Genomic DNA, 21,042 nt, shown 5'->3' with positions numbered 1-21,042 from the left:
AGGGTCAGTGCGGGAGCGCCTCAGGCAATGCGCTGAGGTAGGCATCCTCGTCGAAGTCGTCGATGATGGCCCGCTGCACCATGAAGCCCGGCCCGAGCCCGAGCACGACCGGTGCCAGGCGAGCCGCCCAGCGCTCCGGGTCTCCCTCGACGCGGCCGGGTTCGGCCGCGGCCCATTCGGCGAGCCCGGCGCGCACGGTCTCGCGCAGTCGTGCGAAGACCCCCTGCACGAGCTCGCGGATCTCGGCGTCGACCGCAGCCTCGGCCCACAGCTGCACGATGACCCCGCCGAAGGGCTCGGTGCGCATGCCTTGGAGGAGCGTCGCGACGATCTCGCCGGGCGGGAGCGGGCCGGTGTCGGACCTGCGTGCCTCGAGCTCGCCACGTCGGGCATCGAGCACCCGCCCGGCGACCGCGGCGAAGAGCTCCTTCTTGCCCGCGAAGTGGCCGTAGATCGCGCCGGCTGAGAGGCCGGACTCCTCGATGATGTCGGCCATGGACGTGCGCTGGTAGCCCTTGGCGGCGAAGCAGCGCAGCGCCGCGACGATGATCTCGTCGCGGCGCGCGGTTCGATACGCGTCACTGACCTTCGGCATCGTGCACTCCCTCGCAAACCGAATGACCGTTCTTGACAAGCATAGCCACGCGCACGAGAATAAAGAACGAATATTCGTTTTGTTTTGGAGGAGTCATGGCCCACTCGGATGGCGCACCGCGCCATACCCCGATCGGCCGGGTGGTCGCCCTCGCCGTCGCCCTCGCGGCCATCGTCGCCGTCGTCGTGCTGGCCTTCTCCTGGCCGGCTGTCACCGCCGAGGCGCACGATCTTCCCGTTGCCATCGTCGGCCCGGCCGAGGCCGTGAGCGCCGCCGAGGAGGCCGTCGATGAGCAGGCGCGGGGCGCGATCGCCTTCGAGGAGGTCGACGGTCGCGACGCCGCCGTCGACGCGATCGAGACGCGCGAGGTCTACGGCGCGATCGTGCTCGGGCAGGAGCCCGAGGTGCTCACCTCCTCGGCGTCGACCCTCGTCGTGGCCCAACTGCTCACCACGGTCGCCGCACAACTCGAAGAGGGCGTCAATGCCCAGGCCGCAGCGGCCGCCGAGGCGGCAGGCGCCCCCACCGCCCCGCCGCACATCGAGGTCACGGTCACCGACGTCGTGCCCCTGGCCGACACCGACCCGCGCGGCACCGGCCTGACCGCCGCGCTCTTCCCGCTCGTGCTCGGCGGCATGCTCGGCGGCATCGCCATCTCGATCGCGGTCATCGGTGCGATGCGTCGCGTGCTGGCCGTCATCCTGTACTCGGCACTGGGCGGCCTCGCCCTGACCGCCATCCTGCAGCTCTGGTTCGGCTCGCTGCAGCTCGACTACTGGGTCAACGCCGCCGCCATCGCGCTCGCGCTCGCCGCCATCGCCGCCCCGATCACGGGGTTCGTCGCGCTCATCGGGCGTGCCGGCATCGCCGTGGGCCCGGTCGTCATGCTGCTCTTCGCGAACCCGATCTCGGCCGCGGCCGTCCCGAAGGAGTTCATCCCCGAGCCCTGGGGTGACGTGGGGCAGTGGTTCCCACCGGGCGCCGCCGCCACGCTCATGCGCGAGCTGTCGTACTTCCCGGCAGCCGACATGACCTTCCCGTGGCTCGTGCTCGCCGCTTGGGCAGTGGGCGGCCTGCTGCTCTCGGTGATCGGGCACTTCCGAACGGCGGGCGGCGCAGAGCCCGATGCCGAGGCATCCGTCGCCGACTGAGTGCTCGGGGCCGCGGTCAGCCCGCGAGCTCCTTGCGACCGTGCAGGATGCCGCTCACCGCGGCCACCACGGCGAAGACGATCGCGACGACCGGCTGGCCGAGCGCCCACCATCCGAGCGCCGCCGCGCTGAAGACGGCGATCTCGACGAGTGCCTTGCCGAACACGTCGAGGTGGAAGACCGCCTTCGGCGACACGAACAGCGCCCAGACGAGGATCGCGAGCGCGGGCGCGCCGAGGCCGACGAGCACGCCGGGCCACGGCAGCGGGAAGGCGAGGAAGCCCCAGACGCCGAGCGAGACGAACGCGAAGAGCTCGAGCAGGAACCGGACGATGTCGTTCGGGCCGATCTTCGGGAGGGACTGCTGCTGGCTGCGCTCGTTCACAACGTGCAAGCCTACCGGCGGGTCACCGGAAGATGATCGTGCGTGCGCCGTCGAGCAGCACCCGGCGCTCGGCGAACCACTTCACCGCCTGGCTGAGGGTGCGGCTCTCCTCGTCCTGGCCGATCGCGACGAGCTCGGACGGACTTCGCGAATGATCGACCCGCACGACGTTCTGCTCGATGATCGGTCCTTCATCGAGGTCGCTCGTCACGAAGTGCGCGGTCGCGCCGATGAGCTTCACGCCGCGGGCATGCGCCTGCCGGTACGGGTTCGCGCCCTTGAATCCGGGCAGGAACGAGTGATGGATGTTGATGCAGCGACCCGCGAGCGCCGCGCACAGCTCGGGGGAGAGGATCTGCATGTAACGAGCGAGTACGACGAGCTCGATGTCGAACTCGTCGACGGCGTCGAGCACGCGGCGCTCGAAGGCGGCCTTCTCGTCGGCATCGGTGACGGCGGCCGCCTCGAACGGCACGCCGTAGAAGTCGACGAGGTCGCGAAGCGTGCCGTGGTTCGAGAGGACGAGCGGGATCTCGATCGGCAACTGGCCCGCCCGCTGCCGGAACAGCAGGTCGTTGACGCAGTGGCCGGCCGTCGAGGCGAGCACGAGGGTGCGCAGCGGTCTGCCGACCTCGTCGAGGTGCCAGCTCATGCTCCACCGCTCGGTGACCGGCAGCAGCGCCGCCTCGAGCTCCGCCCGAGCCGCGGGGGACTCGACCTGCAGCCGCATGAAGAACCGGCCGGTGTCGAGGCTCGCGAACTGCTGGCTCTCGGTGATGTTGCCCCGGGCCGTGACGATCGCCCCGCTCACGGCGTGCACGATGCCCGGACCGTCGGTGCAGCTGAGCGTCACGACCCAGTGGTACAGGTGATCGGGGGCGGCATCCGTCGTCATCCGCCCAGAGTACCCGGACGCGGCCGCGTCCCAGGATGCACCGGTCTCACCCGGTGGGCGGATGCGCCGGCGCGTGCTCAGAGCTCGGCGGGCTCGACGGGTTCAGTGGAAGCGGGGTCCCCGGCGTATCCGACGCGTGTCGCCGAGACGAGCGGCCCGACGCGGGAGCCCACGACGTACCGCACCGTCACCTCGTTCTGGCCTGAAAGCCACCGGATGCGCTCACTGTCGGCGAACCCGTTCGCGTCGAGCGTGAAGCTTCCGAACGCATGGCCGTTGAGATGCACCTCGACGAGCGCGCCCGGGACGCCGCTGATCTCGGCGTAGTAGACCACCGGACCGATGGCGTGGAGCGTGAGGGCCGCGGCTGCGAGCTCGACGGTCACCGCTGCCGATGCCGAGCGGTTGCCCGCCGCGTCCGTCTGCACGATTGAGAGCACCGTCACGCCGACCGGCATGCCGTCGACGGTGAGCAGCCACTCGCCCGTGGAGCCCGCGGTGGTTGCCCACGTCTTAGCGCCGGGCGAGGAGACGACGATCGCGGCGCCCGGCTCGGCGGTGCCCGAGAGGAGCGGGTCGACGAGCCCGCCGGCGGTGTCGGGCGTGAAGACGGTGGGCGGCAGCGCGACGGTGTCGACGGGCTCGGGCTCGGGGTCCGGTGCGGGCGGCGGCGTCGCCGGTGCTGGTGCTGGTGCTGGTGCCGGTGCGACTGCAGTATCGGGGGTGGCCGCGTCGGCGTCGTCCGCCGGCGGCGGCTCGGGTGCGTCGATCGGTGCCGGCACGAGCGGCGCAGGCGGGACCGGCTGGGGGAGGATGTGCGTGGGTGCATCCGGAATCGTGGTCATCGCGTCATCCTCGGCGCTCGCTTCGGCGGCGACGGCCGGCGGCGCCGCGGGAGGGCTCGCGGTGAGGGCGGGCAGCACGACGACGGCTGCGACCGCGGCGGCGGCCAGCACGAGGGCGCCGACTCCGGCTCCGATCGCGACGCCGCCCACGCCGGCGGTGGTCGTGCCACCGACGGCGGCCGCCGATGCGCCCGCTGCGGCCGACGAACCCGATCCGGCGGCGCCGGTCGATGCGGTGGTGCCGCCGACGCCACCGAGAGCGGCGGGCAGGCCCGCGGCCCCGAGCGCGACATCGACGGCCGGCGCGCCCTGCGAGAGCCACGCCGAGTACGCCGTCGCGCCGCCGACACCGGCTGCGAGCGGCAGCAGTACGAGAGCGAGGCGCGAGCCCACCTCACGAGCCTCGGCCGCGACGATCGTGCATCGGGCGCAGTCGTCGAGGTGCGCCTCGAGCCGGGTGGTCTCACGGGTGCGGAGCCTGCCGCGCGTGTAGCTGCCGAGACGGTCGATGGTCCACCGGCACTCGGGCTCGTTCACGGCGTTGCGGAGGTGGGCCTGGATCCAGGCCTGGCGGAGGCCCTCGCGCGCGCGGTAGGCGAGCGCGGCGGTGCTGTTCGCGCTCATGCCGACGAGCGGCGCGAGCTGCTGCGGGGTCATGCCCTCGACCTCGGCGTACCAGAGCACCTCCTGCCAGCGGGTCGGCAGTGAGCGGAACGCCTGCGCGGTCGTCGAGCGGTCGAGCGCCTCGAGCGAGGCGGCCTCGCTCGTCGCCGGGTCTTCGAAGGACTCGAGCGTCTCGAGGTTGGTCTCACGTCGTGCACGGCCCCAACTCGAGGCGGTGTTGCGGATCGTGGTGAAGAGGTACGGCCGGAATGCGCCGGTCGGGCCGCCTCCGGCGAGGATGGCGTCGTAGATGCGCGTGAACGACTCGGCGACGAGGTCGTCGGGATCGAGCGAGCTGTACGACCGCGCCACGGTGCGAGCCGACGCGGCGTGGCGCTGCCAGAGCTCCCCGTACGCCGAACGGTCGCCGCGCCGGGTTCGCTCGATGAGCGCCGTATCGGCGGACTGGTCGGTGCGCAGGGCGGGCAAGCCGCCTCCTTGGGGGTGGGCGTTCGTGGTCGTTCGGAGAAGAGACGCATCGCGCCGGGAATCATGACGCGGATCGTCGGTGAGACCCATTGCAGCAGATTTCTCTGAAAGCCAGCAGATTTCTCTGAAAGTCGGCGGATTTCTCTGAAAGTCGGCGGATTTCTCTGAAAGCCGCGTCATACTCGCGCCGTTCCGTGCTCTCTCAGGTGACGGCACCCGAAAGGGGGCCTTCGTGCACCACCGTCTCGGGCACCCGGAACCCCGCGGCGGAAGCCGGTACCCGACGGCACCCAACAGTTCGCATCGGGGGTCGGTCGAACTGGGAACGGGCGGGGGTCCGGAGGCGATGGGGAACACGCCTCCGGATCCAGCTCCCGGATCGGGACGATGCCCCTGCGGGCGGCTACGCCAGGCGCGCGCCCGCGCCCCACACGGCGGTGACCTCGAGCCCGTCGTCGAGCAGCACGGCATCGGCCGCGTATCCGGGGTCGAGCCTGCCGAGGTCGTGCGCCTGGCCGATGGCTGCCGCGGGCGTGACCGTGAGCGCGCCGACCGCGGCCTCGAGGGCGATGCCGCTGTCGATGACGGCGCGACGAAGCGCCACGTCATGGGTGAGGGTGGAGCCCGCGATCGAGCCGCCCTCGACGAGGCGTGCGACGCCGCCCTCGACGAGGACCTCGAGCGAGCCGAGGAGGTACGTGCCGTCGGCCGAGCCCGTCGCCGCCATCGCATCGGTCACGAGTGCGACCCGTCCGGGGGCGCCCGCGAACGCGAGCCGCACGACGTCGGGGTGCACGTGCACGCCGTCGTTGATGACCTCGAGCGTCACGTGGTCGGCGTGCATCGCCGCGAGCACCGGACCGGGGGCGCGATGGTGGATGCCGCGCATGCCGTTGAACGCGTGCGTGAGGATCGTCGCCCCGGCGTCGAAGGCTGCGAGGGCGGTGTCGAAGTCGGCGCCGGTGTGCCCGACCGCGACCTGGACGCCGGCGTCGATGAACCGGGAGATGGCGACCGAGGCGCCGTCGTGCTCGGGGGCGATCGTGACCTGGCGCAGGGTGCCGCCGGCCGCGGCGATGAGACGATCGACGGATGCCGCGTCGGCGGTGCGCAGGAGCGACGAATCGTGCGCCCCGCGGAACTCGGCGTCGAGAAACGGCCCCTCGAGGTGCGAGCCGAGCACGCGCGCGTCGACGGCGGCGACGCCGGCGATCGTCTCGAGCTGCGGCACGAGACGATCGACGCTCGCCGTCACGAGGGAGAGCACCGAGCGGGTCGTGCCGTGGGCGTTGTGCACGGCCAGGGTGCGCCCGATCGCCTCGACGCCCTCGTCGACCGACGCGCCGCCTGCCCCGTGGCAGTGCAGGTCGATGAATCCGGGGGTGAGGAAACGCCCCGCGGCATCCGTCACCTCCGCCGCTGTCGGGAGGCCGTCGCGCCAGGTGTCGCCGAGGCCGCGCGCAGCGACCCGGTCGCCGTCGAAGCGCACCCAGGCGTCGACGACGATGCCGCCGGTACCCACGAGACGGGCGGAGTGGATGACGGTCGTCGCTGGGCTCACGACGCAACGATAACGTCGAAGCCGTGGTCGGCGAGTCGCTGTCGCTGCTCCGCGGTGGCACCCGAGTCGGTGATCACCGTCGCGAACAGCCGGCGCGGGCCGATCGCCGCGAAGGCGCGCTTGTCGATCTTCGACGAATCGGCGACCACCACGGCGTGCGCCGCCCGGCTCGCCATGAGGGCGTTGACGGCGGCTTCGCGCTCGTCGTGCGAGGTGGGGCCGAGCACGGGGTCGATGCCGTTCACCCCGATGAACGCGAGGTCGAGCGTGATGTTGCCGAGCACGGCGTCGGTGTACGCGCCGACGAGCTCATAGGAACGCGCATGCACGACGCCGCCGGTGACCACGGTCTTGATCTGCGGCCGCATGGCGAGCTGCATGGCGATGTTGATGGCGTTCGTGACGACCGTGAGGCTCGGGTCGGGGGCGGGCTCCATGATGTCGGCGCGCGCCATGAGCGCGTCGGCGATCGCCGTCGAGGTCGTGCCGCCGCACAGGCCGATGACGGCGCCCCTGGGCACCAGCGCGCTCGCCGCCCTCGCGATCGCCGCCTTCGCGTCGGGGTTCTGCTGGTTCTTGTAGCGGATCGGCAGGTCGTAGGCGACCGAGTGCGCGACCGCGCCACCTCGTGTGCGGGTGAGCAGCTGCTGCTGGGCGAGGGCGTCGAGGTCGCGCCGTGCCGTGGCCGGAGAGACGCCGAGCCGGTCGACGATCTGGTCGACCTCGATCTGCCCGCTCTCGGCGAGCAGGTCGAGCACGGTGCTCAGGCGTTCGGCGCGGTTCATCGGTTCTCCTTCGTGGTGGAGGCGAAGAGCGTCAGGAGACGGGCGGCCTCCTGCTGCACGGCGTCGCGACCCGCCGCGACGTACGAGCGGGAGTCTACGGCCGCCGGATGCCGCGCGAGGTGGTCTCGGATGGCGCGCGTGAAGGCGGCGTTCAGGTGCGTCGACACGTTGACCTTCGTGAGCCCTGAGCGGATGCCGCGCACGATCGCCTCGTCGGGCACCCCCGACGATCCGTGCAGCACGAGCGGCACGGCGACGGCATCGGCGAGACGGGCGATGAGGTCGAGGTCGATGGCCGCGGTGCGCTCGGTCATCGCGTGCGACGAGCCGACCGCGACGGCGAGGGCTCCGATGCCGGTCTCGGCGGCGAAGCGTGCCGCTTCGTCGGGGTCGGTGCGCACCCCGGGCGCATGCGCGCCGTCCTTGCCGCCGATCTCCCCGAGCTCCGCCTCGACGAGCACGCCCGCCGCCTCGGCGTGTGCGACGACGCGGCGGGTCGTCGCAACGTTGTCGGCGAAGTCGAGCTTCGCCCCGTCGTACATGACCGAGCCGAATCCCAGGTCGATGGCTCGCAGCGCGAGCTCGGGATCCTCGGCGTGATCGAGGTGCACCGCGACGGGCGCGCTCGAGGCCCGGGCGATCGCGAGCGTCGCGACGGCGATCGGTTCGAGGGCGCCGTGGTAGCGGATGCAGTTCTCCGAGAGCTGCAGGATCACGGGCAACGCCGCCGCCTCGGCCGCACCGGCGAGCGCCTCTGCGGTCTCGAGGTGCACGACGTTGAACGCGCCGACGCCGCGGCCGATCGCGTGCGCCTCGGCGAGGATCGTGCTGGTGGGCGTGAGCGTCATCGGGACTCCTCGTGGATCGGCGTGGCGACGACCGCGGCTTCGAGTTCCGCATGTCGTGGCGAGAGCTCTCCGGCGAGCGGCATGAGCACGGCGCTCGCCGACCAGGCGGTGGCACGGCGGGCGAGATCGAGCCGCGCGCGAGCCGCGGCATCCGTGTCGGCGGCGAGGTCGACTCCGGTCGCGAGGGCGGCCGCGATGGCCGCGACGGCGGCGTCGCCGGCGCCTGTCGCATTGCCGTGCAGCGGTTCCGGAAGGCGCGCGTGCACCGGCGCACCCGACCGGCCGACGACCAGAAGTCCTTCGGTGCCCAGCGAGACGACGATGAGGTGGGCGCCCAGGTCGAGCAGGGCGCGCGCGCCCGCAAGCGGCTCGGCCCGGCCGGTGGCCTGTTCGAGCTCTTCGCGATTGGGCTTGACGACGTGGGCCCCCGCGCGGGCGGCGGCGAGCAGCGCGGGGCCGCTCGTGTCGGCCACGACGGGCACGCCCGATGCGGCGATCGCCGCCACGAGCTCGCCGAGGTGCTCGGCGCCGAATCCCGGCGGGAGACTGCCGCAGATCGCGACCACGCCCGCATCGCGCGCGAGTTGCACCGCCGAATCGTGCAGGGCGGTCGACTCCTCGGCCGCGAGCGGGCCGCCCAGCTCGTTGAGCACGACCGTCTCGCCACGCCGGTCGTCGACGATCGCCGCACTCCGGCGCGTCGGCGCGCGAACGGCCAGCAGTCGATGCGGGACGCCGGATGCCGCGAGCTCCGCCGTGAACTCGGCGCCGGTCGCACCGCCCGTGGTCGCGAGCGCGAGCACCTCGTGTCCGGCGCCGTGCAGCACGCGCGCCACGTTCAGGCCCTTGCCGCCCGCGCGGGCTGCCGCCGTCGGGACGCGGTGGGTGGCGCCGGGGCTGAGCGCCTCGACGTGCCACGTGAGGTCGAGGGCGGGGTTCGGCGTCACGGTGAGGATCACGGAACGCCGCCCGCGTCGAGTCCCGCTGCGAGGTCGCGGGCGGCGAGTGCCGTGCCGAGGAGGCCGGCGTCGTCGCCGAGCCGGGCCTGGAGCAGAGCGGGGCGACGATGAAAGCTGAGCAGCGAGTCCAGGCGTCGGCTGAGCGGCTCGAACAGCTCGGGGCCCGCCTGCGCGAGGCCGCCGCCGATGACGACCGCCTCGGGGGCGATCGTCGCGACGAGGCGGGCGAGCGCCTCCGCGAGGGCTTCGATCGCGTCCTCCCACACCCGCACGGCGTCGGCGTCTCCCGCGGAGGCGGCGGCCAGCACCTCGCGGGCGCCCGGCACGGCGACCCCGGATGCCGCGGTGTAGCGTCGCGCGATGGCGCCAGCCGAGGCGATGGTCTCGAGGCATCCGCGCGCACCGCATGCACACGGCTCGCCGTCGGGATCGCTCAGGGCATGGCCGAGCTCGCCCGCGAAGCCGCCGCCGGCATAGGGCTTGCCGTCGAGCACGAGGGCGCCGGCGATGCCGGTGCCGATTGCGAGCACGACGACATCGCCGTAGCCGCGCGCGGCGCCCAGCCGGTGTTCGGCGTCGCCGGCGGCGCGCACGTCATGGCCGAATGCGACGGGGAGTCCGAGCGCTCGCTCGGCGAGCGCTCGGATCGGGGCATCGCGCCATCCGAGGTTCGAGGCGAAGATGCCGACCCCGTTGAGCTCATCGACGAGGCCGGGCACGCTCACCCCGGCGGCCACGGGCCGGATGCCGGGTGCGTCGACGAGGTGCTCGCGGGCGAGCCCGGCGAGCGCTGCGACGATCGCTCCGCTCGGGTCGCTGCCGTCACGCGGTGTGGGGGTGCGGCGCAGCCCGAGCACGAGCCCGTGGCGATCGATGAGCGCGGACTTCGTGTCGGTGCCGCCGACGTCGAACGCGAGGACGGCCTCGCCGGGTCCGAGATCGGGGCCGGGTATGGGCGTGGCGGCGTCTGGCGCAGCGCCGGGCGCGGCATCCGGTGTCGGAGGTGCGGTCATCAGTCGTCGAGGATGACCGAGCGAGTGAGGTTGCGCGGCGAGTCGGGGTCGAGTCCCTTGGCCCTCGCTCGCCCGAGGGCGACGCGTTGGGCCCGAACGAGCTCGGCCATCGGGTCGAGCCGGCCGGCTTCGAAGCGCGCTCCGGTGGCGGCCACCTCGTCGCCGAGGCCGTCGGGCGCCTCGCCGAAGTGCCACGTGACCCGCCCGGGCGCGGCGATCGCGATCGGACCGTGCCGGTACTCCATCGCGGGGTACGACTCGGTCCACGACTGCGACGCCTCCCGCATCTTCAGCGCGGCCTCGTGGGCGAGTCCGACCGCCCAGCCGCGCCCGAGGAAGGTGAACTGCTCGGCGTCGATGAGGGCGGGGTCGAGCTCCTCGGCGATCGCGAGCCCGGCATCGGCGATCGCGTCGTCGAGGCGCTCGCCGAGCGAGGAGCGGAAGAGCGCGAGCGCGGTCGTCGCGAAGCGGGTCTGCACGACCGAGCGCTCGTCGGCGAACGGCAGGGTGACCGCGTCGTCGACGAGCTCGACGAGCGGCGAGGTCGCGTCGCCGATGACGCCGATGGTGCGCACCCGGCCGCGGAGGCCCTCGACCAGCTGGAGCACCTCGGTGGTGGTGCCCGAGCGGGTGAGGGCGACGACGGCGTCGTAGCCGCGGTCGACGAACGCCTCGGATGCCGCGAAGGCATCGGTCTCGCCATGTCCGCCGGTCTCCCGCAGCCATGCGTACGACTGGGCGATGAACCATGACGTGCCGCATCCGACCACGGCGATCCGCTCGCCGCGGGCGGGGAGGAGCGCCTGCTCGGCCGTGAGCGAGGCCGCCGCCGCCCAGGTCTCGGGCTGGGAGGCGAGCTCCGACGCCATGTGTTCGATTCGGCCCGCGATCATCGTTCCTCCGTGTGCTCGGTTTGATTGCAGTTGATCATAACCGGAATATTCGATCAACGGGATGATCATTTGAATGGTTGCTCTCCATGGACGAAGTCGTTGACCGCAAGTTAGTTTGTATGGTGTACTAACAAAATCACGGGGGCCCGCCGTCGGGCGCTCATCGGGCGAGGAGGATCATGGCGTCGCTGAATCACGCCGGTGCGCTCCGCGCCACCGGCAAGGTGCTCCCCGAATACGCACGCGGGCATAACCGTTCGCTCGTGCTGCAGATGCTCTACCGCAACGGGGGGCAGTCGCGGGCCGATCTCGCCCGAGCGTCCGCCCTGACCAAGGTGACCGTCTCCGACCTCGTCGCCGAGATGCTCGCAGAGGGCCTCGTCGTCGAGACCAGGCAGCGCACCTCGACGGGGCCAGGCAAGCCGGCGGTCGAGCTCGACATCGCACGTGACCGCTGGCAGGTGGTCGCCGTCGATCTCTCCGACGCCGAGAAATTCGATGGCGCGGTCCTCGACCTCGACGGTGGGCTGATCGCCCGCATCTCCGTGCCGCGCGGCGGGGCGATGGGCGCTGCCGCGCTCGAGACCGCGTTCGAGCTCGTCGACGAGCTTCGTGCACGTGCCACCGCCCCCGTGCTCGGCATCGGCGTCGGATCGCCGGGCATCGTCGATCTCGACGGGGCGGTGCTCTCCGCGCCCAACCTCGACTGGACGAACGTGCCGATGCGAGCGGCACTGGCCGAGCGCACCGGTCTTCCGGTCCACGTCGCGAACGATGCCAACGCCGCAAGCCTCGCCGAGCACAGTTTCGGCGGAGCGACCCATGACCTGCTCCTCCTCAAGGTCGGCCACGGCGTGGGCGCTGCAGTGCTGGCGAACGGGCGGCTCGTGCACGGCAGGCGGTTCGCGGCGGGCGAGATCGGACACGTCGTCGTCGGCACCGACGCGGGCCCACTCTGCGCGTGCGGCCGCTCCGGCTGCCTCGAGGCCTGGATCGCGGTGCCCCGGCTCGAGGCACGGCTCGCCGAGGCATCCGGAGCCGATGCGGCCGACGAGGTGCTGCGGGAGACGGGGCGCCGCCTCGGCTACGCGCTCGCACCGGTGGTGGGTGCCCTGGGCCTGACTGACGTGATCGTCAGCGGGCCGCCGCACCTGCTCGACGGCGTGCTTCTCGACGCCGCACGCGAGGCGCTCAAGAGCCGGTTGCTGCCAGTCTTCTTCGATGGACTCGAGCTCAGGTTGACCGAACAGGGGCCCGACATCGTGCTCCGCGGGGCGCTCGTGCTGGTGCTCGCCGGAGTCCTCGGCATCTCATGACCGGAGAATTTGTAAAGGCGGATAACGAAATGGTCAATGCACTTGACGCGATCGCATCGACGCGACAAGATTCCTGCAAGCCGATGACGCATAGTGATCGTTAACTGGCAATAACACTCAATAAAGTTCAATCTCGCCCAGCGTGAACAGTACTCCAGCTGGGCCGGCCGTCCCGAATCTGGGCGGAGCACGCAACACCGAGAAGTGAGGAAACACACAGTGAGGAAGACACATCGCATCGGAGCGGCTGTCGCCATCGCGGCAAGCGCAACGCTCGCACTCGCGTCCTGCGGCTTCGGCGGCGGATCCGGCGACGGAGATGACGCCAACGGGGGCACCACCCTCGACCTGCTCGTCCCGAGCTACTCCGACGCCACCCAGGGCCTGTGGGAAGACGTCATCGCGGGCTTCGAGGACGAGAACGACGGCATCACGGTGAACCTCGAGGTGCAGTCGTGGGACAACCTCGAGAGCGTCGTCGCCACGAAGATCCAGGGTGGCGAAGCGCCTGACATCTACAACGGCGGCCCCTTCGCCGGCTTCGCCGCCGACGGCCTCCTCTACGACGCCGAAGAGATCATCTCGCCGGCGGTCTTCAGCGACTTCCAGGAGTCGTTCATCGCCAACGAGCAGGTCGACGGCACCACGTACGCGTTGCCGCTCATCGCGTCGGCGCGAGCACTCTTCGTCAACAACGCGCTGCTCGAGCAGGCCGGAGTCGCTGCCCCGCCCACCACGTGGGACGAGCTGCTCGACGCGGCCGTCAAGGTGTCTGCGCTCGGCGGCGGCATCGCCGGCTACGGCATGCCCCTCGGTTCGGAAGAGGCGCAGGCCGAGGCGGCCGTGTGGCTCTGGGGCGGCGGCGGCACGTTCGGTGACGAGTCGGCGATCACGGTCGACGACCCCGCGAACCTGCCCGGAGCCGAGCAGATCAAGAAGATGATCGACGCCGGCGCCACCCAGGCCGACCCGGGCTCGACCGACCGGTCGCCGCTCATGGACATCTTCGTGCAGGGCAAGATCGGCATGCAGGTCGGCCTGCCGCCGACCGTCGGCCAGATCGAGGAGAACAACCCCGAGCTCGACTACTCGATCGTCCCGATCCCCACGCAGGACGGGAGCCCCATGACGGTCGGTGTCGCCGACCAGCTCATGGCCTTCCAGAACGATGGCGACAAGCAGGAGGCGATCACGAAGTTCTTCGACTACTTCTTCGACCCCGAGGTCTACGTGCCGTGGGTCCAGGCCGAGGGCTTCCTGCCCACGACCATCTCGGGCGCTGAGGCGCTGCAGGATGAAGAGGCCCTCCAGCCGTTCCTCGAGGTGCTCCCCGACGCGCAGTTCTACCCGAGCACCAACCCCCAGTGGTCGGCGACGGATGCCGCGTTCAAGGCCCTCTTCGGACAGCTGCAGACCAAGCCCGCCCAAGAGGTGCTGGCCGAGATCCAGGCTCAGGCCGACGCCGGCTAGTCCACTCCGCCACCCGTCTCACCCCGGAGGAATCGGTGACCACCGAACCATGAGTACCACGCCCGATGTGTCATCGATCCAGGCGGGAGCGGCCGACGGTCGCTCCCGCCCCGGGCAGGCCGGTCGGCCGGGTCGCTCCGGCCGGCCCGGCCGCCCCGCCCGTCCCGCCCGTCCCGCCCAGTCGGGCAAGGGCGGCCCCGCCGCCCTCGCCTCGCTGCCGTGGATCGGCCCCGCCCTCCTGCTCATCTTCGGCGTCGTGCTGTTCCCGGCCGTCGTCATGTTCTTCAACTCGACCCGCGACATCTCCATCTCGGGAATCGACCAGGGCTCGGTCGGCCTCGACAACTACGTCGAGGTGTTCTCGTTCCCGTACTTCTGGCCGATCTTCGGGCGCACGATCGTGTGGGTCGTGGTCGTCGTGGCGGCCACCGTCGTCATCTCGCTCGGGCTCGCCCAGCTCCTGAACAAGGCGTTCCCGGGGCGGCGCATCGTGCGCCTCGCCGTGATCATCCCCTGGGCGGCATCCGTCGTCATGACGACGATGGTGGTCTTCTACGGGCTCGAGCCGTACTTCGGCATCATCAACACGTTCCTCGTCGACATCGGCCTCGTCGACACGCCAGAGGGCTACGGATGGACCCGCAACCCCACCACGGCCTTCGCGTGGTCGATCGTCGTGGCGATCTTCGTCTCGCTGCCGTTCACGACGTACACGATCCTCGCGGGGCTGCAGACGGTGCCCGGCGAGGTCCTCGAGGCGGCGAAGATGGACGGCGCCGGGCCGGCCCGCACGTACTTCGGGGTGGTGCTCCCGCAGCTGCGCGGCGCACTCTCCGTCGCCGTGCTCATCAACATCATCAACGTCTTCAACTCGCTGCCGATCCTGAAGGTCATGACCGGGTCGATCCCCGGCTACGACGCCGACACGATCATGACGATGATCTTCAAGTACATCCAGAACCAGCACAAGGTCGACGTGGCGAGCGCGCTCTCGGTCGTCGCCTTCGTGATCGTCATCGTGATCGTCGCCGTCTACGTGCGCGTGGTCAAGCCCATGAAGGAGGTCTGAGCATGGCCGTGACCGCCCCCGCGTTCGAGACGATCGCCCCGCCCGCGACATCCGCTCGAAAGCGCCGCTACACCGAAGACCAGGTGCCCGTCGGCACCGTGATCCTGCGCATGCTCGCGGGGCTCGTGGTGCTCGCGATCTTCATCCTCCCGTACACGATCATGTTCTTCGGCTCGGTGAAGACGAAGGCGCAGATCCGCTCGGTCGAGCCCACGTACTTCCCCACCGAGTGGCACTGGGAGAACTACGTCAACATGTGGTCGACGCCCGAGACGCCGCTCGTGCAGAACCTCATCTCGACGATCGTGATCTCCATCTTCGCGACGTTGCTCGTGCTGCTCGTCGCGATGCCCGCCGCCTATTACACGGCCCGGTACCTCTTCCCGGGCCGCATGGTGTTCCTCTTCCTCGTGATCGTCGTGCAGATGCTCCAGCCCGCGGTGCTGACCTCGGGGCTCTTCCGGCAGTTCGTCGCCCTGAACCTCATCGACACGTGGGCGGCGATGATCCTCGTCAACGCGGCGTTCAACCTGTCGTTCGCGGTGTGGATCATGCACTCCTTCTTCGCCGGCGTGCCGAAGGAGATCGACGAGGCGGCGCAGATCGACGGCGCCGGGCGCATGACCGTGCTCTTCAAGATCAACCTGCCGCTCGTCTGGCCCGGCATCGTCACGGCGATCGTGTTCACCTTCGTCGCCTGCTGGAACGAGTTCGCGGCTTCGCTCGTGATCCTCTCCACTGCGGGCAACCAGCCGCTCTCGGTCGCCCTCACGAAGTTCGTCGGACAGTACGAGACGTCGTGGCACTACGTGTTCGGCGTCTCGGTCGTCGCGATCATCCCCGTGGTGGTGCTCTTCATGCTCATCGAGAAGCGCCTCGTCGGCGGCCTCACGGCGGGCAGCGTCAAGTAGCGGTGACGGATGCCGCGGCATCCGTCACCCTGGTCACTTCGGGCTCACTCCTCGGCTCCGGCATCGGGCGCGGTCGTCCACAACCCGAGCACGTTGCCCTCGGTGTCCCGGAAGTACGCGAAGTACCCCATGCTCGGGATCGCGGTTCGCGGCTGCACGACGGACCCGCCGAGCGAGGCGATCCGCTCGAGCGTGCGGTCGATGTCGTCGACGTCGACCGTGATGATCGGGTGAGCGAGGTCGCCCTCACGCTGGAAGAGCCCGCCGTTGATCGCCCCGGGCTCGAGCGGCTGCTGGGTCTGCTCGTCGACGGGCGTCGTGACCACGTTCGTGTACTGCAGCTCGGGCAGAACGTCGAGTCGCCAGTCGAAGGCCTCGCCGTAGAAGTCCCTGGCGCGCTCCTGGTCGTCGGCCGGGATCTCGAAATGCACCACTCCGGACATCGTGCGTCTCCTGTTCTCCTCGGTGGGCACGGCACACCGTGCCTCGACGGGAGGTTAGTCCCGGACGCCGTTCGCCGGTAGGGCGCTGTTCGAGGACCGTCAGCGCAGGCCGATGTTGACGTAGTAGGTCTGTCCGTCATCGAGCGTGACTCCCATGCGGTAGTAGTAGCCGCCGGACGGGGTCTTCCAGTTGTAGCCGTACTGGGATCCCTCGACTCGATAGGTGCTGCCGCTGTCGGCGGCCGCAGCATAGAGCGACTCGTCGACCGGCAGGCTCATCGAGGCGCCCTTGGCTGGGTTGAGCCATACGGGCGCGACATTCGCCTTCACGAGGGTGCCGCTCGCGTTCTTGAGCTGGAACTTGACCGGGATCGTGCTCCCGCCCTTGAAGACGCTCGTCGACGTGCCGACCTGGTGCGCGGTGTCGTTGATCGGCTGCAGGAATCCGTCGAACCGGTAGATCACCCGGTAGCTCCCCGTCGTCGTCGCCGTGTTGCCGGCCGCGTCGGTGGCCCTCACGGTGTAGGTGAACGTGCCGACGCCGTTCGGGGTTCCTCCGGAGATCGCGACCACGCACGATCCGGCAATGCCCGAGACGCCATCGCTGGCCGCGCAGGTCGCTGCGGGCACGGCACCGAGCGTGTAGAGGCCACCGGCGACGTTGACCGCGGTGATGGTGGGCCCGTCCGTGTCGATATTGATCCCGGACACCGCGGTGACAGCCGTGTTGCCCGCGTTGTCGGTCACCGTGCCGCTCGCGGAGTTCGCCCCGTTGGAGGTGAGGATCACGTCGTCGGGGCAGGTCGCCACACCGGAGCGGTCATCGGCGCAGGTGAAGTGCACCGTGACCGGCCCCACATACCAGCCGTTCGAGCCCTGGGCGCCGCCGACGACCGCACCGCTGATGGTCGGCGCCGTCTTGTCGAGCTTGACGGTGACCGTGTCGGTCCCCACGTTTCCTGCGGTGTCCGTGGCCGATCCGACCAGGACCTGTCCGTCGGTCTCGGTGGAGACGATCATGGGCGCAGTCACGTCGGCAACGCCGGATCCCGCATCGTCGTCGTTCGCGGCGAAGGTGACCGTGACATCGCTCGCGTTCCAGTCATTCGCGTTGGGGACGGGTGACAGCGTGTGGGTGACCATGGGCGCGATGTTGTCCCACTTGAGGGCGACGGCGTTCGGGGCCTCCGCATTGCCTGCGAGGTCGACCGCCCAGTAGTGCACGGTGCCGGCACCGCTGCTGTCGAGCGGAACGCTGACCGTCTTGGCCGCACCTGCCGCCACCTGCTCGGCTCCACCGTCGATCCTGTAATGGATCTCCTTGACCCCCGACAGACCGGCCTGGTCGGTGGCCGTCAGCACGACGTTCGCGCTCGCGCCCGTGCACCACCCGTTGGTCTTGGTGCACTGGTTGTCGGCCGTCGTGCTCGGGGCGGATCCGTCGATGTCGATGCCGCCGACGGTCTTGCCTGCGCTGACGTTGCCCGCCGTGTCGCTCGCCGGGTCACTGGTGACGGCCTGGTCGGCGCCGTCGCCGGCGATCACCTCGCTGGTGGGGCAGGACGCCACCCCGGACAGTGCATCCGTGCAGATGAAGTCGAGGACCACCTGGTCGCGGTACCAGCCGGCGGCATTCGGAGCCGTCGTCGGGCCGCCCTCGATGACGGGCGGGGTGCGGTCGATGTTGATTCCGCTCACCGATGCCGTCTTCTCGTTCCCCGCCTTGTCGAAGATGCTCGCTGAGGCGCCCAGGTCGTCGCCCTCGGCGCTGATCGTGTCGTGAGCCGGTTGCGTGGACGGGTCGATGCCGGACAGCGCGTCGTTCCCGGTCCACTCGATCGTGACATCGCCGTTGTACCAGCCGGCGCCATTGGCATCGGTGGTCGGGGTGCCGACGAGGGTCGGCTCGGTCTTGTCGATGCTGATGTGGTCGACGGTCGTCGACCTCGTGTTGCCCGCGACGTCCTGCGCGTCGCCCTGGATCTGCTGGTTCGCTCCCTCGGTCGTGACCGTTCCATTGGGGCCACAACCGGCGACTCCGGACTCGGCGTCGGTGCACGTGAAGGCCACCTCGACGTCCGTGTTGTTCCAGCCGAAGCCGTTCGCCGCGGGTGAGGCGACCCCGACGATGGACGGCGCGACATCGTCGACCTTCAGAATCGTGGTCTGCTTCGCCTCCGTATTGCCGGCGAGGTCGACGCTCCAGTACGTGATGGTGTGGCTCCCTGTCGCGAGCTCCACCGTGAATGCGGCGCCGTACGTCTGCGCCTCGCCACCGTCGATCTCGTAGTAGGTCGCCGCGATGCCCGACTCCGCATCATCGGCGTCGAACGCGACGGGGATGCCGCTCGTGACGAACCAGCCGCTGGCCGGCGAGATCGGGTTGATCACTGTCGTCACCGGCGGGGCGCCGTCGATCTTGAGCGTGATGCTGTTGACCGTCGCGTCTTCGCTGTTGCCGGCGGCATCCGTGCTCCAGAATGCGATGGTGTGCGTGCCCTTCGCACTGAACGTGAAGGGGCCGGTGGAGAGCTGGGCCGCACCGCCGTCGACGCTGTAGTGCGTCGCGACAACGCCGGAGAGCGGGTCATGTCCGCTCAACGTGACCAGTACTCCGCCGGCATACCAGCCGCTTGCGAGCGGGTCGGGGACCGTCGCGGTGGTCGTCGGTGCGGTGCGGTCGATCTGGATGCCGTCGACCGTCGCGATCGCGGTGTTGCCGGCGACATCCGTGCACGTGGCCGACGACGACAGGTTGCCGCCCTCACCCATGACCGTGTCATCCACCGGGCCCGCTGCAATCCCGGACACCGCATCCGTGCATGACCAGAGCACCGTCACGTCATCGGTATGCCAACCAGGTGAGAACACCGCAAGGAGGACCGGCGCGGCCTTGTCGACGTTGATGCCCGACACCCCGGCACTCGCGCTGTTCCCAGCCGCATCCGTCGCCGTACCGGTCGCCGACTGGTTCGCACCCTCGCCGAGGACTTGGGCAGGCGACGTGGACGCAAGACCCGACAGGCCATCGTTCGCGGAGAAACTCACCGTCACGTCATCCCGGTACCAACCGGCATCGTTGGCCGCCCGATCAGCCGAAGCCGAGATCGTCGGCGCGGTCCTGTCGATGCTCACCACGGCCGTGTCCGACGCGGAGTTCCCCGCGTTGTCGGTCGCGGTGCCCGTCACCTGCTGAGCAAGACCCTCCGATGTCGTCGTCACCGGAGCGGTGCACGAGGCCACACCGGCACCGGCGTCAGCACACTCGAACGTGACCGTCACGTCCTCGTTCGACCAGGCGCCATCCGAGTACGTCACCGGCGTGAACGAGTGACTGATCGACGGTGCCGTCGTGTCGATCTTCACGTGGGCCGTCTGCGCGGCCTCGACGTTGCCGGCCCCATCAGTGCTGAAGAACAAGATCGAGTGGTCGCCCTCGCTCGACAGCGTCACACTCGTCCCGCTCTGCACCGCTCCGCCATCGACCGCGTACGAGGTCGACGCGACTCCGGACAGGTTGTCGGACGGCGACAGGACCACCGTGACACTCTCATTCGTCCAACTGTTCGAAGACCCGCCCACTCCAGTCACCGGAGGCGTCCGGTCGACGCTGACGGGCACACTCGACGCCGTCGTCGTGTTCCCGGCCTTGTCGGCGATCGAGGCGTTCGTGGTCAGCGCGCCGCCCTCACCGGTGATCAGGCCATCAGCCGGCTGCGTCGACGCGTCGATCCCGGACAGCGCATCGGCCCCGGACCATCCGATGACGACATCGCCCTTGTACCAGCCGTTGGCGTTGGGCGACGTGGTCGGCGTGCCGCCCAGCGTCGGCGCCGTCTTGTCGATGCTGATGCCGGAGACACCGGCGCTCGCCGAGTTGTCCGCGTTGTCGACCGCGGTTCCGGTCACCGACTGGTTCGCTCCCTCGGTCGAGATCACGACGGTGCCGCCGCCGGTGCAGGACTTGATGCCGGAGAGTGCATCCGCGCAGATCAGCGAGACCGTGACGTCGGAGTTGTTCCAGCCGGCCGCGTTCGCGGCTGGAGCGGCGCTCCCGGTGACGGTCGGGTCGGTCTTGTCGAGCTTCACGACCGCTGCGCCGGTACCGCTGTTGCCCAGCCGGTCGCTCGCTGTGGCGTTCTTCGTGACGCCGGCCGTGTTCGAGCTCACGCTGTCCGCAGCGGGGGTGGGGCCGCTGCCGATCCCCGAACCGGCATCCGTTGCCGACCAGGTGATCCCCACATTCGCCCGATTCCACCCAGCGCTGTTGGCGACAGGCGCAAGGGCGGCGGTCACCACCGGCCCCGTGTTGTCGAGCGTGAACGATGCCTGCATGGAACTGGTCTGGCCGGTGCACTTGCCCTGGGGGTTCACGTTGGGGGAGGCGGACACGGTCACTGCTTGGGCGCCGTCGCCCGCACCGGCCGTCGTCGTGAAGGTCCAGCTCGTCTTGGCCGCGCCGGATTGATCGTGCGCGGCGAACGCGCCGGCGACATCCACGCACCGGGTGTCGCTGCTCGCGACGACCGTGAGCGTCAGCGCACTGCCCTGCTTGGCATAGAGCGAGCCGCCAGACGAAACGGTACCGGTGCCTCCGGTGAACGTGGCACTCGTGACGGTCGAAGCGAAGGCGGGCATTGCAGCGAGCATCCCCGCCACCACCGCTCCCGAACCGACCACGGCGAGCCAGCCGCGTGTGCGGCTTTCGCGAACACGAATTCGTCTCGACGAAATGCCGCTGGAAGCGCGCATGAGGACCTCCGGGAACAGCGGTGCTCGGGTACACCACTACGCCCGAGTCTGTTGTGCCG

17 protein-coding genes are annotated in these 21,042 nt (G+C 70.3%); 5 read left to right on the top strand and 12 right to left on the bottom strand.

Annotated features, from left to right (window positions below):
• Window positions 1–4 precede the first annotated feature (4 nt).
• On the bottom strand, window positions 5–595 hold the full coding sequence (locus QFZ26_RS03560; protein WP_307039326.1) for a TetR/AcrR family transcriptional regulator: 591 nt from the start codon (window positions 593–595) through the stop codon (window positions 5–7).
• Window positions 596–690: 95 nt separating this feature from the next.
• Here QFZ26_RS03560 and QFZ26_RS03555 point away from each other — a divergent pair, with 95 nt between their 5' ends.
• Window positions 691–1,746, top strand: a complete 1,056-nt coding sequence (locus QFZ26_RS03555) for a hypothetical protein (RefSeq protein ID WP_307039324.1) — start codon at window positions 691–693, stop codon at window positions 1,744–1,746.
• Between the two features lie 16 nt (window positions 1,747–1,762).
• Here QFZ26_RS03555 and QFZ26_RS03550 read toward each other — a convergent pair whose 3' ends face one another.
• The 9 genes from QFZ26_RS03550 to QFZ26_RS03510 all read right to left on the bottom strand — a co-directional run bounded on the left by QFZ26_RS03550 (window position 1,763) and on the right by QFZ26_RS03510 (window position 10,998).
• Window positions 1,763–2,131 (bottom strand): YrdB family protein, encoded by a 369-nt coding sequence (locus tag QFZ26_RS03550; RefSeq protein WP_307039322.1) that lies wholly within the window; start codon window positions 2,129–2,131, stop codon window positions 1,763–1,765.
• Between the two features lie 22 nt (window positions 2,132–2,153).
• Window positions 2,154–3,026, bottom strand: coding sequence for a formyltetrahydrofolate deformylase (purU, locus tag QFZ26_RS03545; protein ID WP_307039320.1), 873 nt, complete (start codon window positions 3,024–3,026; stop codon window positions 2,154–2,156).
• 77 nt (window positions 3,027–3,103) lie between these two features.
• Window positions 3,104–4,963, bottom strand: a complete 1,860-nt coding sequence (locus QFZ26_RS03540) for a sigma-70 family RNA polymerase sigma factor (protein WP_307039318.1) — start codon at window positions 4,961–4,963, stop codon at window positions 3,104–3,106.
• A 403-nt stretch (window positions 4,964–5,366) separates the two neighbouring features.
• Window positions 5,367–6,524 carry an N-acetylglucosamine-6-phosphate deacetylase gene (locus tag QFZ26_RS03535; RefSeq protein WP_307039316.1) on the bottom strand — a complete coding sequence of 386 codons (1,158 nt, stop codon included), beginning with the start codon at window positions 6,522–6,524 and terminating at the stop codon, window positions 5,367–5,369.
• Window positions 6,521–7,309, bottom strand: a complete 789-nt coding sequence (locus QFZ26_RS03530) for a DeoR/GlpR family DNA-binding transcription regulator (protein ID WP_307039314.1) — start codon at window positions 7,307–7,309, stop codon at window positions 6,521–6,523. Before QFZ26_RS03530 ends, QFZ26_RS03535 begins: the two co-directional genes overlap by 4 nt.
• The gene (locus QFZ26_RS03525; RefSeq protein ID WP_307039312.1) at window positions 7,306–8,157 is read right to left on the bottom strand and encodes a class II fructose-bisphosphate aldolase; all 852 of its coding nucleotides are present in this window, start codon (window positions 8,155–8,157) and stop codon (window positions 7,306–7,308) included. The genes QFZ26_RS03530 and QFZ26_RS03525 overlap by 4 nt, the downstream gene beginning before the upstream one ends.
• Window positions 8,154–9,116 carry a 1-phosphofructokinase family hexose kinase gene (locus QFZ26_RS03520; protein ID WP_307039310.1) on the bottom strand — a complete coding sequence of 321 codons (963 nt, stop codon included), beginning with the start codon at window positions 9,114–9,116 and terminating at the stop codon, window positions 8,154–8,156. Before QFZ26_RS03520 ends, QFZ26_RS03525 begins: the two co-directional genes overlap by 4 nt.
• A complete protein-coding gene (locus QFZ26_RS03515) occupies window positions 9,113–10,129 on the bottom strand; it encodes an ROK family protein (protein WP_307039308.1) in 1,017 nt (338 codons plus the stop codon). The genes QFZ26_RS03520 and QFZ26_RS03515 overlap by 4 nt, the downstream gene beginning before the upstream one ends.
• The gene (locus QFZ26_RS03510) at window positions 10,129–10,998 is read right to left on the bottom strand and encodes an SIS domain-containing protein (protein ID WP_307039306.1); all 870 of its coding nucleotides are present in this window, start codon (window positions 10,996–10,998) and stop codon (window positions 10,129–10,131) included. The genes QFZ26_RS03515 and QFZ26_RS03510 overlap by 1 nt, the downstream gene beginning before the upstream one ends.
• A 203-nt stretch (window positions 10,999–11,201) precedes the next feature.
• On the opposite strand from QFZ26_RS03510, the gene QFZ26_RS03505 reads away from it, so the two are divergent.
• The 4 genes from QFZ26_RS03505 to QFZ26_RS03490 all read left to right on the top strand — a co-directional run bounded on the left by QFZ26_RS03505 (window position 11,202) and on the right by QFZ26_RS03490 (window position 15,788).
• The gene (locus QFZ26_RS03505) at window positions 11,202–12,338 is read left to right on the top strand and encodes an ROK family transcriptional regulator (RefSeq protein WP_307039304.1); all 1,137 of its coding nucleotides are present in this window, start codon (window positions 11,202–11,204) and stop codon (window positions 12,336–12,338) included.
• 219 nt (window positions 12,339–12,557) lie between these two features.
• Window positions 12,558–13,808: an extracellular solute-binding protein gene (locus tag QFZ26_RS03500; protein WP_307039303.1), complete on the top strand. Its 1,251-nt coding sequence runs from the start codon at window positions 12,558–12,560 to the stop codon at window positions 13,806–13,808.
• Window positions 13,809–13,857: 49 nt separating this feature from the next.
• Window positions 13,858–14,877 (top strand): carbohydrate ABC transporter permease, encoded by a 1,020-nt coding sequence (locus tag QFZ26_RS03495; RefSeq protein ID WP_307039301.1) that lies wholly within the window; start codon window positions 13,858–13,860, stop codon window positions 14,875–14,877.
• 2 nt (window positions 14,878–14,879) lie between these two features.
• A complete protein-coding gene (locus QFZ26_RS03490) occupies window positions 14,880–15,788 on the top strand; it encodes a carbohydrate ABC transporter permease (protein ID WP_307039298.1) in 909 nt (302 codons plus the stop codon).
• Between the two features lie 44 nt (window positions 15,789–15,832).
• Here QFZ26_RS03490 and QFZ26_RS03485 read toward each other — a convergent pair whose 3' ends face one another.
• Together QFZ26_RS03485 and QFZ26_RS03480 are read right to left on the bottom strand one after the other, a co-directional pair.
• Window positions 15,833–16,231 carry a VOC family protein gene (locus QFZ26_RS03485; RefSeq protein ID WP_307039296.1) on the bottom strand — a complete coding sequence of 133 codons (399 nt, stop codon included), beginning with the start codon at window positions 16,229–16,231 and terminating at the stop codon, window positions 15,833–15,835.
• 99 nt (window positions 16,232–16,330) lie between these two features.
• Window positions 16,331–20,869: an OmpL47-type beta-barrel domain-containing protein gene (locus QFZ26_RS03480; protein ID WP_307039294.1), complete on the bottom strand. Its 4,539-nt coding sequence runs from the start codon at window positions 20,867–20,869 to the stop codon at window positions 16,331–16,333.
• Between the last annotated feature and the right edge of the window lie 173 nt (window positions 20,870–21,042).

This window comes from Agromyces ramosus (assembly GCF_030817175.1).
GTDB classification, from domain to species: domain Bacteria; phylum Actinomycetota; class Actinomycetes; order Actinomycetales; family Microbacteriaceae; genus Agromyces; species Agromyces ramosus_A.
The sequence above is the reverse complement of the archived record's forward strand: the minus strand, read 5'-3'. Positions and strand labels throughout refer to the sequence as shown.